This window comes from Halorubrum californiense DSM 19288 (assembly GCF_000336875.1).
GTDB lineage: Archaea > Halobacteriota > Halobacteria > Halobacteriales > Haloferacaceae > Halorubrum > Halorubrum californiense.
Genome location: NZ_AOJK01000033.1, coordinates 39,010 through 55,354, shown reverse-complemented (window position 1 = coordinate 55,354; position 16,345 = coordinate 39,010). Strand labels below are relative to the sequence as shown.

The 16,345-nt window shown below is 66.6% G+C and carries 14 protein-coding genes, 1 tRNA gene and 2 pseudogenes; 6 read left to right on the top strand and 11 right to left on the bottom strand.

The annotated features are described in order from the left end of the window. Positions 1–314: 314 nt before the first annotated feature. On the bottom strand, positions 315–869 hold the full coding sequence (locus C463_RS06595; protein WP_049905647.1) for a DNA-3-methyladenine glycosylase family protein: 555 nt from the start codon (positions 867–869) through the stop codon (positions 315–317). Positions 870–1,164: 295 nt separating this feature from the next. Between C463_RS06595 and C463_RS06590 the strand changes: the two genes are divergently transcribed. Then, positions 1,165–3,153: a 3-hydroxyacyl-CoA dehydrogenase/enoyl-CoA hydratase family protein gene (locus tag C463_RS06590; RefSeq protein ID WP_008442215.1), complete on the top strand. Its 1,989-nt coding sequence runs from the start codon at positions 1,165–1,167 to the stop codon at positions 3,151–3,153. A gap of 643 nt (positions 3,154–3,796) precedes the next feature. On the opposite strand, the gene asd is transcribed toward C463_RS06590, so the two are convergent. The 4 genes from asd to C463_RS06570 form a co-directional block, all read right to left on the bottom strand. Further along, on the bottom strand, positions 3,797–4,843 hold the full coding sequence (gene asd, locus C463_RS06585; protein ID WP_008442214.1) for an aspartate-semialdehyde dehydrogenase: 1,047 nt from the start codon (positions 4,841–4,843) through the stop codon (positions 3,797–3,799). Positions 4,844–5,244: 401 nt separating this feature from the next. Beyond that, positions 5,245–5,955 (bottom strand): hypothetical protein, encoded by a 711-nt coding sequence (locus C463_RS06580; RefSeq protein ID WP_008442213.1) that lies wholly within the window; start codon positions 5,953–5,955, stop codon positions 5,245–5,247. 41 nt (positions 5,956–5,996) lie between these two features. Next, the gene (locus C463_RS06575) at positions 5,997–6,422 is read right to left on the bottom strand and encodes a DUF6884 domain-containing protein (protein ID WP_008442212.1); all 426 of its coding nucleotides are present in this window, start codon (positions 6,420–6,422) and stop codon (positions 5,997–5,999) included. 54 nt (positions 6,423–6,476) lie between these two features. Then, complete coding sequence (locus tag C463_RS06570) at positions 6,477–7,289, bottom strand: uracil-DNA glycosylase family protein (RefSeq protein ID WP_008442211.1); 813 nt, start codon at positions 7,287–7,289, stop codon at positions 6,477–6,479. A gap of 468 nt (positions 7,290–7,757) precedes the next feature. On the opposite strand from C463_RS06570, the gene C463_RS06565 reads away from it, so the two are divergent. Then, positions 7,758–8,648 (top strand): mechanosensitive ion channel family protein, encoded by an 891-nt coding sequence (locus tag C463_RS06565; RefSeq protein WP_008442210.1) that lies wholly within the window; start codon positions 7,758–7,760, stop codon positions 8,646–8,648. 64 nt (positions 8,649–8,712) lie between these two features. Here C463_RS06565 and C463_RS06560 read toward each other — a convergent pair whose 3' ends face one another. After that, positions 8,713–9,795 (bottom strand): hypothetical protein, encoded by a 1,083-nt coding sequence (locus C463_RS06560; RefSeq protein WP_008442209.1) that lies wholly within the window; start codon positions 9,793–9,795, stop codon positions 8,713–8,715. Continuing rightward, positions 9,792–10,076, bottom strand: a complete 285-nt coding sequence (locus tag C463_RS06555) for a hypothetical protein (RefSeq protein ID WP_008442207.1) — start codon at positions 10,074–10,076, stop codon at positions 9,792–9,794. The genes C463_RS06560 and C463_RS06555 overlap by 4 nt, the downstream gene beginning before the upstream one ends. Before the next feature lie 228 nt (positions 10,077–10,304). Here C463_RS06555 and C463_RS06550 point away from each other — a divergent pair. Further along, positions 10,305–11,038 (top strand): annotated as a pseudogene (locus C463_RS06550) (MBL fold metallo-hydrolase). 82 nt (positions 11,039–11,120) lie between these two features. Here C463_RS06550 and C463_RS06545 read toward each other — a convergent pair. The 3 genes and pseudogenes from C463_RS06545 to C463_RS06535 form a co-directional block, all read right to left on the bottom strand. Further along, positions 11,121–11,193, bottom strand: a tRNA-His gene (locus tag C463_RS06545). 90 nt (positions 11,194–11,283) lie between these two features. Next, a pseudogene (locus tag C463_RS20120) lies at positions 11,284–11,613 on the bottom strand (type II toxin-antitoxin system PemK/MazF family toxin). Further along, entirely contained in the window at positions 11,613–11,975 is a 363-nt protein-coding gene (locus C463_RS06535) for a hypothetical protein (RefSeq protein ID WP_008442201.1), read from the bottom strand. The pseudogene C463_RS20120 and the gene C463_RS06535 overlap by 1 nt, the downstream one beginning before the upstream one ends. A 113-nt stretch (positions 11,976–12,088) precedes the next feature. Here C463_RS06535 and C463_RS06530 point away from each other — a divergent pair, with 113 nt between their 5' ends. Then, entirely contained in the window at positions 12,089–12,544 is a 456-nt protein-coding gene (locus C463_RS06530; RefSeq protein ID WP_008442198.1) for a DUF5814 domain-containing protein, read from the top strand. A 120-nt stretch (positions 12,545–12,664) separates the two neighbouring features. Here the strand turns inward: C463_RS06530 and C463_RS06525 are convergent, their stop codons facing one another. Next, on the bottom strand, positions 12,665–14,167 hold the full coding sequence (locus tag C463_RS06525; protein WP_008442197.1) for an MATE family efflux transporter: 1,503 nt from the start codon (positions 14,165–14,167) through the stop codon (positions 12,665–12,667). A 247-nt stretch (positions 14,168–14,414) separates the two neighbouring features. Here C463_RS06525 and C463_RS06520 point away from each other — a divergent pair, with 247 nt between their 5' ends. Then, on the top strand, positions 14,415–15,311 hold the full coding sequence (locus C463_RS06520; protein ID WP_080510784.1) for a COX15/CtaA family protein: 897 nt from the start codon (positions 14,415–14,417) through the stop codon (positions 15,309–15,311). A gap of 139 nt (positions 15,312–15,450) precedes the next feature. Further along, positions 15,451–16,272, top strand: a complete 822-nt coding sequence (locus C463_RS06515) for a basic amino acid ABC transporter substrate-binding protein (RefSeq protein WP_008442194.1) — start codon at positions 15,451–15,453, stop codon at positions 16,270–16,272. The last annotated feature ends 73 nt before the right edge of the window (positions 16,273–16,345 follow it).

Genomic DNA, 16,345 nt, shown 5'->3' with positions numbered 1-16,345 from the left:
GGCGCGTAGCGCCGGCTGCCAGAGAATCTTCGACTCTCGCTGGACGCGGTGAGCGCTCGAAGAGCGCGAACCGCGAGGCTGGGGAGGCGTGAGGTGCGGGGTAGTGCGGGCGGGCGGGACTCAAATGGGCAGCCGCGAGGGCGCAGTAGGCGACGGAAGCACCGCAGCGAGCGGAGCGAGCGAGGAGCGCAAGGAGCGTACTGCGCCCTCGCGGCTGGGGCTTTGGAGGTATCCTCCGTCGATCCGTGGTTTATCAGTTATCGACGAGCAGCCGGGAGACCGCCACCAGCAATCACCGATCCGTAGTCGACGTTTTACGACTCGTACGCTGCCCAGATATAGCGCGTGCCGTAGCTCCGGTAGGGCCGCCACGCCGCGCCGATTTCGCGCATGTCGGCGCGCGACAACTCCTCCCCGTCGTTGTACACCTGCTCGATCCCCTTCCGCACTGCGAGGTCGCCGAGCGGGAGCACGTCCTCCCGCCCGAGAGCGAAGATGAGGTACATCCGCGCAGTCCACGCGCCGACGCCCTTGATCTCGGTGAGCCGGTCGACGACCGCCTCGTCGCTCACGCCGGCCAGCCCCTCCCGGGTGAAGTCGCGCTCGTCGTCGCGGAACGCGTCGGCGACGTTCCGCAGGTACTCGACCTTCGTGGCGCTGAGCCCGGCCTCGCGGAGGGCCGCCTCGTCGGCGGCGAGGACGCGGTCGGGCGTCGGGTCGCCGCCCAGCACCTCCAGAAACCGCTCGCGGATCGCGTCCGCGGAGGCGGTCGAGAGCTGCTGGTTCACGATCGAGGTACAGAGCCGGCCGAACTCGTCGTCCGCGGGCGCGATGTCGAGGGGGCCGTGGCGGTCGACCAGCGCCGCCATCGTCGGGTCCGCGCGAAGCACTTTGGCCACCGACGCGTTCGTGGGCTCCTCGTCCGCGGCCGCAACTCGTTCCGCCGCGCCGTCGACTCCGGCGTCCATACCGGATCGAGGGGACCGCACGCACGAGTACGTTCGGTTCTGCGCCGGTCCCCGACCCGAATCGCTCTTCAGTTCCGAAACGCACCCGGCCTCGCTGCCTCGTCGCCCCCACACCGACTCGCCCAAATAAACTTACGGTGCGTTTCGCGTTTGGAAGATGAAAACGTTCAACCATGACGGTTCCGACCGTTCTGGTATGCAACTCGAAGACGTCCAACGCGTGGCGGTACTCGGCGCCGGAAACATGGGGCACGGCATCGCGGAGGTGGCCGCGCTCGCCGGCTACGACGTGTCGCTCCGCGACATCAACGACGAACTCGTCCAGAACGGCTACGACCAGATCGAGTGGTCGCTCGGCAAGCTCGCCGAGAAGGACCGGATCGGCGACGACGAGGCGGACGCCGCGCTCGACCGCGTCGACGCGTTCGTCGACCTCGAAGACGCGCTCGACGGCGCCGACGTCGTCGTCGAGGTCGTCCCCGAGAAGATGGCGATCAAGAAGGACGTGTACGACGAGGTCGTCGAGCACGCGCCCGACGAGGCCGTCTTCGTCACCAACACCTCCAGCCTCTCCATCACCGAGCTGTCGGAGGTCACCGACCGCCCCGAGCGCTTCTGCGGGATGCACTTCTTCAACCCGCCGGTGCGGATGGACCTCGTCGAGGTCATCTCCGGGAAACACACCAGCGACGAGACGCTCGACCTGATCGAGGGGCTCGCGGAGTCGATGGGGAAGACCCCCGTCCGCGTCCGGAAGGACAGCCCCGGCTTCATCGTGAACCGCATCCTCGTCCCCCTGATGAACGAGGCGGCATGGATCGTCGAGTCCGGCGACGCGACGATGGAGGCAGTCGACTCCACGACGAAGTTCGGCATGGGCCTGCCGATGGGCTCGTTCGAACTCGCCGACCAGGTCGGCATCGACGTGGGCTACCACGTGCTGGAGTACATGTACGAGGTCCTCGGTGACGCCTACCGCCCCTGCCCGCTGCTCGGCGAGAAGGTCGAGGCGGAGGACCTCGGTAAGAAGACCGGCACGGGCTTCTACGACTACGAGGACGGCGACGGCGCGCAGATCCCGAGCGACGCGGTCGACGACGACGTGCGCCGCCGCCTGCTCGCGGTGATGGCCAACGAGACGGCCGGCCTGATCGGCAACGACGTGGCCGACGCCGACGACGTCGACGAGGCGGTCAAACTCGGCGCGGGCTTCCCCGACGGCCCGGCGAAGCTCGCGGACGAGGAGGGGCTCGACGCCCTCGTCGAGACTCTCGACGCGCTCGCCGAGGAGACCAGCGAGGCGCGCTACGAGGCGACCGACTACCTGCGCGAGGCCGCCGATTCCGGCGGGTTCCGTGGCGACGGAAGCGGCGACGGCGACGCGGACAGCGGCCCAGCGTTCGAGGTGCTGAACGTCGACGTCGACGCCGACAGCCGGGTGGGACACATCGAGATCGATCGCCCGCACCGGATGAACACGATCAGCGGCGAGGTCCTCGACGAGCTCGCCGACGCCGTCGACCTGCTCGACGGCGACGACGACGTGCGGGCGATCCTGCTCTCCGGCGCGGGCGACCGCGCGTTCTCCGCGGGCGCCGACGTCCAGAGCATGGCCGCCGGCGGCGCGGACCCGATCCACGCGGTCGAGCTCTCCCGACAGGGCCAGCAGACGTTCGGCAAGTTCGAGGAGTCGGACAAGCCCGTCGTCGCCGCCATCGACGGCTACTGCCTCGGCGGCGGGATGGAGCTCGCGACCGCGGCGGACATCCGGATCGCCTCCGAGCGCTCCGAGCTCGGCCAGCCCGAGCTCGACCTCGGCCTGCTGCCGGGCTGGGGCGGCACCCAGCGGCTCGCGCGGGTCGTCGGCGAGGGCCGCGCGAAGGAGATCATCCTCACCGCCGACCGCTACGACGCCGGGACGATGGCCGAGTACGACTTCGTCAACGAGGTCGTCCCGGACGACGAACTCGACGAGCGGGCGCGTGAGCTGGCCGGCCAGCTCGCCGGCGGCCCGCCGATCGCCCAGAAGTACACGAAGCGCGCGATCCACGCCGGCCGCACCGATAACGAGGCCGGGCTGGAGGTCGAGGCGATGGGCTTCGGCCACGTGATGAACACCGACGACCTCATGGAGGGGGTCACGGCGTTCATGGGCGACGGCGAGCCCGAGTTCGAAGGGAAGTAGGACGCGGGAGGACCAGTCGTTGCGGTGGGTGCGGTCACCCCGACAACCGGTTATTAATAAACGGGAGACGGCGGAGCGGCAGTGGACGCCGTCAAGACCTCGGCCTCTCGGTCGGACGAGAGTGTGTTTTATAAATAACTGATTGACACGACCACCGCCGAAGCCCCAGCCGCGAGGCCGGCGTACGCTCGCTGCGCTCCTCGGTCGCTCCGCTCCCTGCGGTGCTTACGTCGCCTACGCCGGCCTCGCGACTGCCCCTTCGAGTCCCGCCCCTCCGGAAGACGTTCCTGCTCGCTTCGCTGCGCGGGCTGCGACTTCCGTGCTCCCGCTCGCTTCGCTCGCGGGAACGCACANGAGTCCCGCCCCTCCGGAAGACGTTCCTGCTCGCTTCGCTGCGCGGGCTGCGACTTCCGTGCTCCCGCTCGCTTCGCTCGCGGGAACGCACAGCATCGCACCTCACGCCTCCCCAGCCTCGTCGCTGGCGCCGCTGGCGCCAGCGACTCCCTCGCGCGTGTGGCTTCGCGGCCGCCGGAGGCGGCCGCTCACAGGCACGCGCCACAGCACTACGGAGGCATCTCTTTGCGGACTCATTTCGCTCCAAAAACCGCAGTCGTCGTCGATGTCTCGACGGCGGATTCCCGTTTCAGACGTACCCTTCCTCGACGAGCAGTTCGCCGTTGAGCAGCGAGGCGCCGGCCGCGCCGCGGATCGTGTTGTGCGCGAGACAGTTGTACTTCGCGCCGGCGTCGGTCGTCTGGACGCCGCCGGCGACGATCCCCATCCCGTCCGCGTACGTGCGGTCGAGCCGGGGCTGCGGGCGCTCGGGCTCGTCGTCGCCGAACACCTTGATGAGCTGGTCGGGCGAACTCGGGAGGTCGCCGACGCTCTCGAACGAGCGCATCGACTCGCGGAGGTCCTCGGCGGAGGGGTCCTCGGCGAACTCGGCGAAGACGTTCTCCAAGTGGCCGTCGAGCGTGGGGATCCGGTTACAGGACGCCGCCACGTCGGCGACGTGGAGACTGACCTCGGCGCCGTCGAACTCGCCGAGCAGCTTGCGCGACTCCGTCTCCATCTTGTTCTCCTCGCCGCCGATGTGCGGGATGGCGTTGTCGATGATCTCCATCGAGGTGACGCCCGAGTAGCCCGCGCCCGAGACGGCCTGAAGCGTCGAGACGCGGACGCTCTCCAAGCCGAACTCGTCGATCGCTGCGAGCGTCGGGACCATCGTGATCGTCGAGCAGTTGGGGTTCTTCACGAGGGCGCCGTCCCAGCCGCGCTCGTCGCGTTGGACCTCGATCAGGTCGAGGTGGTCGGGGTTGATCTCCGGGATGGTGAGCGGCACGTCCGCCGCCATGCGGTCGTTCGAGGAGTTCGAGGAGACGACGTATCCCTCCTCCAAGAATTCGGGTTCGACCTCGGCCGCGACCCCCGAGGGGAGCGAGGAGAAGAGGAGGTCGACGTCGTCGTCCGCGATGCCCGCGGGCGACGTCTCCGCGACCTCCATCTCGGCGACGTCGTCCGGGATCGGGGTGTTCACGCGCCACTTGGCCGCCTCGCGGTAGGTCTCGCCCGCGCTCTCCGAACTCGCGGTGACCGCGGTGAGGTCGAACGTCGGGTGGTCGTCGAGCAGCTGGATGAATCGCTGGCCCACGGCGCCCGTCGCGCCGAGGATGCCGACTCGTACTGACATTGCGCGTGGGTCCGTGGCAGGGACGTAAGTGCGTTCGGATAGGCGTCGATACCGCCGGTCGCGGCGCGTCGCCGGCGAATCGAACCGGTCGCGAGGACCGTGCGGGGCGTCGCCACCGCGGAGCAGGGGCGTTAAGCCCCTCGGGGCGGTACGTCTCGCCGCGCGCCATCAGTCCCCACCCGAGTACTCCCCGATGGGAGCGATGACAGCGCGGAGAACCCAGGCGCGTCACATCGGTCGCACGCGCGACCCGCCCGTCGCCGCGCAGGCGACCGCCCGCCACGAGGGTTTCCCGGTCGACGCGGCACGCCGCCGGAGATGAGACCGGTCGTTAGTGTTGCGGGCGATATTTCGATTTGAAATGTGTTAGCCACTAGAGCGACTGTTTTGGGCGATGGATGTCACGGTGGTGTGGTCTTCTCAACAGCCGTTTCGAGCCGGTCGAGGAAGGCTGGAGCGTACTCTTCTCCGACATGGTTGACGTTCCACAGTCCGGACTGGCGGATCGCTTCAGACGCGCTCGCGTTACCCAACCATTCGCAATCTCTTCCATCGATAGACTTCTTCGCGTAGTTGCTGGCGAGTGCGATCATGTTGCGTTCGATATATGCCCGATCACTTTCCGGGCTCGGTTCGTCGTCGATGTCTATCCACAGGAATGGGAGATCACGGATGTACTCACTCACGCGGCGTTCGTGTTCCAGCTCCGCGAGACGACGCTCGCGGGCTGCGCTGGAACCTTGGCCCCAATACGGATACTCATCGTGTAGACCGTCCCGCTCGATCATCGCCTCCCCGACACGCTTTCGGAATACCGAGCCACGATGATTTCCGCCACCCTCGTAGCTCCCGCGGTTAGCTCCGCGATGCGTCCGCAGTCGATCCCACAGGGACGTACTCGAACCCGTCGAGACCGCGTGTGTGCCGATGCGGGTGAGCCGTAGCTGGTCAGTCGAGTCTCGTGTCTCACCCGCTGCGAAGAACAGATAGACGCCACGGTCAGGCCAGTCCATATATCCCGTACAGTCTTTGAGCCGTTGCTTGCCACCCACGTTCGCTTCGAGACGGTCGAGGAGGTCGTAGAGTCTATCGAGATCCGGACGGCGCGACATATGACTTCGTTCAGAGGTGGGACACAAAACCGCTCGGGGCTTCAGATGTGTTCGTTGTACCACGCGAGCGTCTTGCCGAACTGAAGACCGTCTGTAGGTGTCTTGATGTCGATCGGCGTATCCTCTAGGAGCGGGATGAGTTCGGTGTAGTAGTCACGCCCCGCATGAAACACGAGGCGATTGCCGTCGTCAAGTAAGCCTTCTTTTTCGAGCTGATTGAACACTGTCTCAGCCCACTCACGTTTCCGGGCAATCGGCGCACCGGACAGGGTGTCGTCATAGGGCCCGATAGGCGGGCCAAAGGGATCGAGCAGGTGGTGTTTCGCGGAGAGGATGTACCAGTCGTCGTGATTGGCTTCGACGTACTCACGCGCCTTCCTGAAGAACGCTGACTCCGTGTATAGGTCGGCGGGCTTCGCGGGTTGGTCGCGTTTGCTCTTCGTACAACTAACGAGGCCGATCTCCATCGTTGGGGTGTATCCACCAACGGAGTAATGACTCTGGTGGTCAATTCAAACAGATTACGTGAACTGCTTCCAACTGCGTACTGCCTGCGTAACTCGATCGGCGTATTCGTTCGGGGACCGTTGCGCTCCGAAGGCCTGTCCACTCATATGAAGCAGAGGAACGACGTGTGTCTCAATTAACCGCTGAGATCGGTATAGATGTCCGTCGATCTCCGTGATACCGGCGTCGGGAGTCGGGTTATGACCCGCTTCGACCGGGGTGAGAGCTAACTCACGCGAGAGAACATCCCAGGCGTCATTACCGAAGGCGAAGATCAGGTTGGGGTCGGCTGTGCGTAGTTCGGGAGCAGTGAAGTACGCTGTGAGCGACGCGATTTCTCTGCTGGTACTGGCTGATGCTCGGTATTTGTTCACGTCAGTGAGATAGAAATCGTCGAAAAACCCGCCGCTTCTGGCGTATGCCCGAGCAGATTGATCAAATTCGATGAGCCCCTCGTCGGCACACGCTCCGAAAAACGATTCCGCGAACCGAGCATTATCAGAACCGAGCCATCGAGAGGCGAAGTCACGGTAGATCGATACTTGCTCAAGCGGGTCATCTCCTGAGAGCTCGGCAAAGTCGATCAAATCCGAGGTATGACGACTTTGAATCCCACCGGGATCTTCGCTCACCATCATGTATGTGGGGTCGTCTGACTCCCAGTCGTGGTAGTAAGTAAATGCAAGCTTCCGGAAGACTGCCTGGTCGTGAACGTCTACACTCCGGTTCGGGAGTGTCTCTTCGACGTTTTGGATGGCCTTGTCTCGGAGTTGTTCAAGTGTTCGTGGTTCGGGGTGCTCAATTCGATTAAGATACTCGGAGTTCATGCTATACGTAGGTACTCCTGTTGTTTGAGCCAACATCATATACCTGTGCTGGAGATCGCAGTTCTAACTGATCGTGGGTTAAAACGCACCGGGTACTGTCAGCGGTGGAAGGCAGAGAGACGAGATTCTACTCCGAGGTCAGCACAGCTAACCGGCAATCGACGTACCGTGGAGATCGCCAACTCCCAATTTACAGTATATTATTACGGGTCGTTTGGTGATCTTGAGAGACGTTAATTCACACTCGTCGCTGACAGCACACACCGTCTGGTGACTACTCAGCGTAGCTGTTTCGTGATGGGGTTCGTCCGAGTCATACCCGCAAGTACCCCGTTATATATAACACCGAACATACGCGGGCGACATTTCGAACGCCGAGGAGCGACGGCGGTGCGCGGAGTCCGCGAACCGGCGATCCGTCGGGTGAGCCGGTGCGGGTTTTACGTCCCGCGTCACCCAGATCGGCGTATGATCGGGCAGATCGCTCTCCCGGGGTGGCTGACGGACCTCCTCGCCGGGTACAACCAGGTGCTGTCGGAGCTGTTCTGGTTCTCGGTGGGGTTCGGCGTCGTCTACCTCGTGAGCCAGCTCGTCCTCATTCCGCTCGCGACGCAGGCCGTCAGGTCGCGCAATCGAAACAACCCCACGATCGAGACGGCGACGAGGACGTACCTCCGGGTGGTTCTGATCGGGTTCGCGGTCCTGACGGGTATCATCGCCGCCGGCTACGGGCAGATACTCTCCGAGTCGGCGGTCATCATCGCGGCGCTCACGTTCGCTCTCGGCATCGCCGGGCAGCAGGTGTTCGGGTCGCTCGTCAGCGGGATGTTCCTCGTCGCCGACCCCGACTTCAACGTCGGCGACTGGATCGAGTGGCCGGGCGGAAGCGGGACGATCGAAGCGGTCGACTTTCGCGTCACCCGCATCCGAACGCCGGCCAACGAGACGGTCTCCGTCCCCAACACCGAGCTCACGGCCAACGCGATCACCCGACCCTACGGTCGGGACCGCTATCGACTCACGGAACGAGTGGATGTCGCCTACTACGAGGACACCGAGCGGGCGCTGTTGGAATTACGGCGGGTCGTTTCGACTCTCGATCCGGTGTTAGACGAGCCGGCACCGGAGACGCGCATCGTCGAACTCGGCGAGAACGCGATCACGATACAGGCGGATTTCTGGACCGACGATCCGGGAAATAGGGATATGCCGACGATCCGGTCGGACTTCCGCCGACTGGTGAAGCGGCGCTTCGACGAGGAGGGGATCACGCTCGCTCCGCCGACCGCGCAGCTGCTCTCAGGGGGGCTCACCGTGACGGACCGGACGGCCGACGCACCGAACGCGTCCGGTCAGTGACCGCGGACACGCGTCGACGGCCTCGCGGACGGCAGCCCGGGCCGTCGAAGGCACGGAGCGGTCGCTACTCCGAGTCCCGCAACACCAGCGGTCCGATCGCGAGCGTCCGCTTCGCGAGGGTGAGGACCCGGAGCAGGTAGGAGACGAACAGCGAGAACGGGAGCAGGGTGACCGCGAACGCGCCCCCGACGACGAGCGTCACGTGGTCGACCCCGAGCGTACTCCCCGAGAACGTGCCGGCGTCGACGACCGTGACCATCGCGCCCGCGACGACCAGCGCGGGCACCGCGGCGTAGAGGATCAGCCGCGAGAGGTCGATCAGCGCCCACTGGAAGTACAGCGTCTTGACGTGCTCGCGGCCGGGACCGAACAGCGACAGCGCCTCCCGGAGCGCGTCGAGTTGGTCGCGTTCCCCGTCGGTGAGCGCCTCGCCGTGTTCGTCGGCGATGCGCTCGATCCCGCCGAGCTTCCGCCCGTAGTTGAAGTCGAGCGCGGCGAACACCACGTCGAAGGAGCCGAACGCCGATCCGTCGAGCCGAGAACGCGCGGCGTCCGCGTTACCGACGACGCCCGCGGCGAACTCGTCGACGTCCCCTTGGAGCCCCGGTCTGTCCGAGTCGTCCTCGTCGGTGCGCTCGCGGACCGATTCTCGGAGGGCGCGAGCGCGTCCCGCCGCGGCCGCGAGGAGCGCGTCGAGAAACGCGGCCGGGTCGGTCGGGGCTGGCTCGCCGATGAGTTCCGCGACGTCGTCCCGGACCGCAAGGGTGTCGTCCATGCGCTCCCGTTGGTCGCCGAGCGGGCCGTTCTCCTGCGTGAGTACGAGCTGTCCGATCGTGACGACGAGCGTCGCCCCGGTGACGATCGCCGTGATCATCGAGGCGAACAGCGTCTCGATCGGGTCGCTGGACCCGAGCTTCTCTGCGAGCGACGGCGAGATGACGGCCGCGACGGCGACGAACGCGACGAAGACGGCGACCGTCAGAACGCCCGCGACGACGAGCCGGTTCGCGCGCAACAGCAGCCAGAGCTTTACCCGGTTCTCACCGGCGCGCTCGCGCATCGTGTCGGCGGTGTCGGTGTCGCTTTCGGTCTCGGGACCGTTGCCGGCGTCGTCCCCGCGCGGACCCGCCCCCGTAGACCCGCTCATCGCGCCTCGACGCGCACCGAGAGGTCGTCGACGTAGTGGGTCGCGTCCGCCTCCCAGGTCACCGCGGTGCCGACGAGGAGGGACAGGGTGTCGGTCGACAGCTCCGGGATCGTCCACTCGAATGCGTACTCGCGCCAGCCCCTCTCGAACCCTTCCTCGAAGGACGGCTCGTCGCCGCCGGACCCCGCACACCCGGCGAGTCCGGCGACGCCGACGGCGCCGACCCCGGCAATCTTCCGGAGCAGTTCGCGTCGCGTCGCCCGCCGCTCACGTCCGCTCATGTCGGGCGGAACGACTCGCGATCGACATATAAGTGTGCGGGCGCCGCGCGGTCGACCGGAACGGGCCGTCTCGGCGGATCGATTGTACCACCGCCGTTCGGGAACGGAGGCTGTCCCCTTCGTCATTTCCGAGGTGGCTCGGTGGGTGGTCGGACTCCTCCGGGTCTTCGGGTGGCCCGGGGAGCGCTCCGCCGCAACCCACAACACCGCGCCCGTCGAAGGGTTAGTATGTCGAAGGACGCCGACCTCGCCGTCACGCTCGTCCGCAACGCCACGGCCTCGCGGCCGTCGGCGGGACCACCTTCCTCGTCGACCCGCTGTTCGCCGAACAGGGCGCGCTGCCGCCGATCGACAACACCCCGAACGACCGGAACAATCCGCTCGTGCCGATGCCCGACGTCGACCTCGCGCACGACGCGGTGGTCGTCACCCACCGCCACCCGGACCACTTCGACGACGCCGCGAAGGCGGAACTCGACGCCGACGTGCCCCTCTTCTGCCGGCCGGCCGAGGCGGAGGCGTTCGTCGAGGACGGGTTCACCGACTTGCGGCCGGTCGAGGAGACGGCGTCGTTCGACGGCGTCACGCTCCACCGGACGCCCGGTCGGCACGGCCACGGGGAACTCGCCGATCAGATGGGGCCCGTTTCCGGGTTCGTCTTCGAGGGCGACGAGACGCTGTACCTCGCCGGCGACACGGTCTGGTACGAGCCGGTCGCGGAGACGCTGACGGAACACGACCCCGACGCAGTCGTCCTCAACGGCGGCGCGGCGCGGTTCAATCAGGGAGAGCCGATCACGATGGGCGTCGGGGACGTGACGGCCGTGCGCGAAGCCACCGACGCCGCGGTCGCCGTGGTACACATGGAGGTCATAAACCACTGTCTGCTCTCGCGCGAGGAACTGCGCGCGGAGACGGCGGACGTGCTGGTCCCCGAAGACGGCGAGCGGATCGGGTTCTGATCCCCGCGAGGGGCCCGGATGTGGAGATGAGCCTCAATCGTCGCGGAGCCTCGCGGCTCGCGGTGTTGCTCGCCGCGAGAAGGTCCGGGTGCGAGAATCGAACCCGCGTCTCAGCCTCCACAAGGCTGAAGGATAGTCCACTACCCTAACCCGGACACGCGTCGCAAAGTACCCCGCTTCGGTAAATAACGGTTACGACTCCCGGACGGGCGTGTGATGCGATGTCGTTCGGACCGCCGATCGATTTATCGGAGGTACGTGCCGAGCGCATCGACGACGCGGTCGACGAATTCGTCGTCGACCTGACCTTGCCACGCGATCAAATCCTCGCTCCGAGGGGAGTGAACCGCCCACGGAGAGACGTACGAGTCGCGCGGAACGCCACCGACCTTTCACACGTCCGATGACAGCGCGATCGACTCAGGGTACTCCTTCGTCGAAACGGCGACCGCGACGAACTGCTCGTCGCCGAACGGGTGCGACTCGTTGTTGACTATCAGCCACGGGCGCTGCCGCTCGTCTCCCGTCTTGAACGGGTCCGAACTCCGGACCACGTCTCCGCGCTCCGGGTATATCAGTCCTCGCGTTCGCTGGGATGCGGCTCGTCCGGCGCGGCTTCGTCCCACGTCTCGGGATCGATACCCCCGTCCTCGGCGTCGAGGCGAGCGCTGCTGTCGTGGAGCGCGTACGCGTCACGGACTCGATCCAGATCCGTCGCGATCGCCCAGTACTCTCCCCGATGGCGGACGATATCGCGTTTCTTCAGCCGTGAGAGGGCGGTCCCGACCGCGTTCGCGTCAGCGTCAATCGCGGATGCGACCTCGGACCGGGTGAACGCTTTATCTCGATTCGCGTAGAGGTGCGCAACCACGCGCTCGGGAACGCTCGGACCGTTCGGCAGGTCGCCGGACTCGAACTCGTCGATACGGACGGGCATAGAGCGTACTTAGTGTACTTTTGAGATGAGTGTATTGACGTACCAAACGCTGCCGGCCGATCTCCCGATCACCGCGTCGCTTTTGAGGGCCGCGGGCGTATCGAGTGGTAACTGTGGCCTTTACCGACAAGATCTACGTGAAGAACCACCGGCAGCTGGCCTCGCAGTTGGAGACGAACATCCCGAAGGGGGCGTTCGCCGGCGCGACCCTCGACCTGCTGTTCACCGGTGACGGCCTCTCGAAGCTCGACGAGACGACCCGGGACCGCGTCCTCGACTTCGCCGAGGACTTCCTCGACTGTAACTGCGAGGCGAACCCCTACTGCGGCTGTCCCGAGGAGAAGTTCATGCGCTACGTCCTCGAACTGCGCGCCGAAGGGCTCGGCCCGCAGGCCATCGTCGACGTGATGACCGACGACTACATGGTGTACGCGTACACCGGCGACGTGCTCTCCTTCCTCGACGACTCCGTCCGGAAACTGGAGGCGATCGAGACGCTCGCGGACGTCGACGGCAACGGGGAGATGTCGGAGCGGGCGCGGAAGGCGAAGCGGGAACTGTCGGGATAGCGACCGGGATCCGTGGGATAGCGACCGGGATCCGTGGGATAGCGACCGGGATTCGTGGGATAGCGACCGAGGCTCGTCGACGCGCTCGCGTCGTTCGAACCCAGACGTTCGCGGCCCGAGTCAGTCGTTGTCCGCCGAGGCGACGCCGGACCCGATCTCGTCGACCGGAGCGTCCTCCTCGGTCAGGTTCCCGTCGCGCCACGTGTCGCGTTTGAACCAGAGGTAGGCGACGACGCCCCCGACGACGTTCGAAATGGGGAAGGCGATCCACAGCCCCATCACGCCGAGCGACCCGGCGGCGACCCACGCGACCGGCAGGCGGACGAAGCCGAGCGTGATCAGGGAGATGACGGCCGCGATCATCGTGTGGCCCGCGCCGCGGAAACCGCCGGTGTACGCGCGCATGGCGCCGATGAAACCGAAGGAGAGCCCGCTCACGCGGAGGAACGTCGTCGCGTGGTCGACGACCGCCGGATCGGGGGAGAAGACGCCGGCGATCGGCCGCGCGGCGAGGACGATGACCCCGCCGCCGACCGTGAGCAGGAGGAGCATGGCGCGCGCGCCGAAGTGGTTCGTCTCGGCGGCGCGGTCCAGTTCCTCCGCGCCGATGTTCTGTCCCGTCATCGTCTCGATCCCCTGCGAGACGGCGAGCGCCGGCAGGAAGATAACCGAGAAGATCCGCGTGCCGATGCCGTACGCCCCGCTGACCGCGTTCGGGAAGTTCGCGACCACGACGAGGAGCGCGGTGATCGACACCGACCGGGCCGCGCCCTCGGCGGAGGCCGGCAGGCCGATGCCGAGGACGGTCTTACCGAACTCGAGGTCCGGGACCATCTCCGAGAGCCGGATCTGGACTCCCCGGTCGCCGCGGAACATGATCTGAAGGCCGACGAGGAGCGCGAGCGCCCGGGAGCCGACCGTCGCGATCGCGGCGCCGGCGATCCCCCAGCCGGTGAACCCCGTCGCGCCGAGCGCGGCGGCCTCCAGCCCGCCGAGTCCGAGCGCGCCGAACAGGGGGTTCGCGTCGAAGCCGAAGATGAATATCGGGTCGAGGAGGATGTTGAGGACCACCGACCCGGCCATGACGTACATCGGGGTCACCGTGTCGCCGTAGCCGCGCATCAGCGCCATGAACACCGCGAAGCCGAAGACGGCGAACAGGCCGACGGCGTACACCCGCATGTACTCGACGACGAGCGGCGCCACCGTCTCGTTCACGCCGAGGAGCGCGGTGACGTCGTCGACGAGGACGTACCCCAGCACGCCCAGCACGACGGAGATGACGGCCGCGTACGCCATCGTCTGCGAGGCGGCGTAGGCGGCTCGGTCCTCGTTTCCGGCCCCGGTGTGCTGGGCGACGAGGACGCTCCCCGCGACGGAGACGCCCAGCGCCAGCGAAATCATCAGGAAGACGATCGGGAACGCGAACGTGATCGCCGACAGCGCCTCGGTGCTGTAGCGCCCGAGCCAGAAAGTGTCGGCGAGGTTGTACAACACCTGAAAGAGGTTCTGGACGACGATCGGTAAAGAGAGGAAGAACAGCGGCCAGCCGATGTCGCCCGAGGTGAGGTCCAGCTCGTCGGCTCCCTTGAACAGCGAGTCGATCGAATCTCGGAGCCCCATCAGCGGCTCGCCTCCGGGAGGCTCGCGGCGTCGTAGTCGGGGAGGCGACCGGACGCGGCGTCGCGGTCGCGGGGGGAGCTGTTCGCGGCGTCGGAGATGCGGCTGTTCGTGTCGGCCATTCGGTTCGTACCAATACTGACTGACTGGTCAGTCAAAAACGTTCGGAAGCCGGGTGATCGCGGCGCCCGCTTCCCGCAGGCGAGGAGCGGCCGAACGGTCTAAGTGCGCGCGCGCCCGAAATCGGCCAATGAGTCTTCGGCCCGCGTGGCTAACGTTCAGGCGATACGCGGCGGCGACGACGGGGATGACGCTCGTCCTCTTCTCGCTCGGCGTCTACACCGCGGCGACCGGCTCCGGACTGGCGTGTCAGGCCCAGTGGCCGCTGTGTTCCGACCAGCTCATCCCGGCGCTGACGATCAATCCCGACTTCATCGAGTGGTTCCACCGCGCGTGGGCGATGGTTACCGGCTTCCTCATCGTCGGCGTCGCCGGCTGGACGTGGCTCGGCTCCGGGTTCGACCGCCGGACCCGGCTGGCCGCGACGCTGGCAGTCGCGATCCTCCCGCTCCAGATCACCGTCGGCGCGATCACCGTCACCCTGAGCGGACTCGTCCCCGGCGGATACGCGGTGTCGACCCACGCCGCCCACCTGATCGTGGCACTGGCCATCTTCACGCTGCTCGGGCTGGCGACCATCTGGGGCGGCGGGCGCGGGAACGCGCGGCTGCTCCGCGCGGCCGCGGGAATCGCGGTCGCCGGCATCGTCGCCAGCGCCCTCTTCTCGCGGGCGGTGCCGGTCCTCACCTACGCGCCGCCCGCGCAGGCCGCCTTCTACATCGCCGGACTCGCCGGCCACCTCGGTCTCGTCGCGACGGTCGCGTACGCGACGGCGGCGGTCCGGTCGGGCTACGACGGCCTCGACGCCGGCACCGCCGCCATCGTCCGCGCGCTCGCCGCCGGATCCATGACCGCGCTCGTCGGCACGCTGCTGCTCGGCCGCGACCTCGTGTTGTACACCGCGACGTGGCAGGGGATCAACCTCGTCGCGCTGGGCGTCGCGGTCGCGCTCGCCGCGGGCGCGATGTGGACGCTCCGCGGGACGGGGGAGCTGCGCGACGGGTCCGTCCCGATCGGCGGCGACTGATCGGGCTGCTCGCCGAGCACGTCGCGGCTGCGACGAAGCGGCGTCTCTCCTGAACGACCCTGTCAGACCCCCGAAGTTCGGCAAATATTGCTCTCCCACGGCCGAAACGTTGAAACCGTGATCAACCGACAAACGGTGTATGGATGAACACCGTGCTGTGAATCGGCGACAGTACCTGACCGCGGTCGGTGCGAGCGGACTGGCGGCCACCGCCGGCTGTATCGGCGGCGGCGGAGGCGGCGGTGAGACGATCACCATCGGCTCGGACATCCCGTACGCGCCCTTCGAGTACCGCAACGAGGCGGGCGACCTCATCGGGTTCGACGTCGAGATCGCTGAGGCCGTGTTCGCCGAGCAGCTCGACATGGACTACGAGTTCCAAGAGACCTCCTTCGACGGGATCATCGCGTCGCTGAACAACGCGAACTTCCGCGTCATCATGAGCGCGATGACGATCAACGAGTCGCGCGCCGAGCGGGTTGACTTCTCGGACCCGTACTTCACGGCGTACCAGACCGTCCTCCTCTTGGAGGGCAGCGACATCGGCTCCCGTGAGGACCTCCAGGGCACGTCCGTCGGCGTCCAACGCGGGACGACCGGCGAGGCCGCCGCCGAGGACCTCCAAGAGGAGTTCGACGGGGATCTCCAGATCGAGAGCTACGACCAGATTAACGGCGCGTTCGACGCGCTGCTCAACAACCAGGTGGACGCGGTCATCAACGACAACACCGTGAGCGCCTCGTTCGCCGCAGAGAACGAGGAGGTCGTCTTCCTCGAGGGCGACGGCGTCGCCGCCGACCGCGACAACGCGCCGCCGTACCTCACGCTGACGATCGAGGAGTACGGGATCGCGTTCCGGCAGGACGACGACGACTTCCGAGAGGAGGTCAACGGAGCCCTCGCGACGGTCCGCGAGAACGGGACGTACGAAGAGATCTACAACGAGTACTTCGACGGCTGAGTCTCCGGACCTCGCCGTTTCTACCTGACATCACATGGCAACACAGACAGAGTCGGAGTCGAGCGGCGGCGGC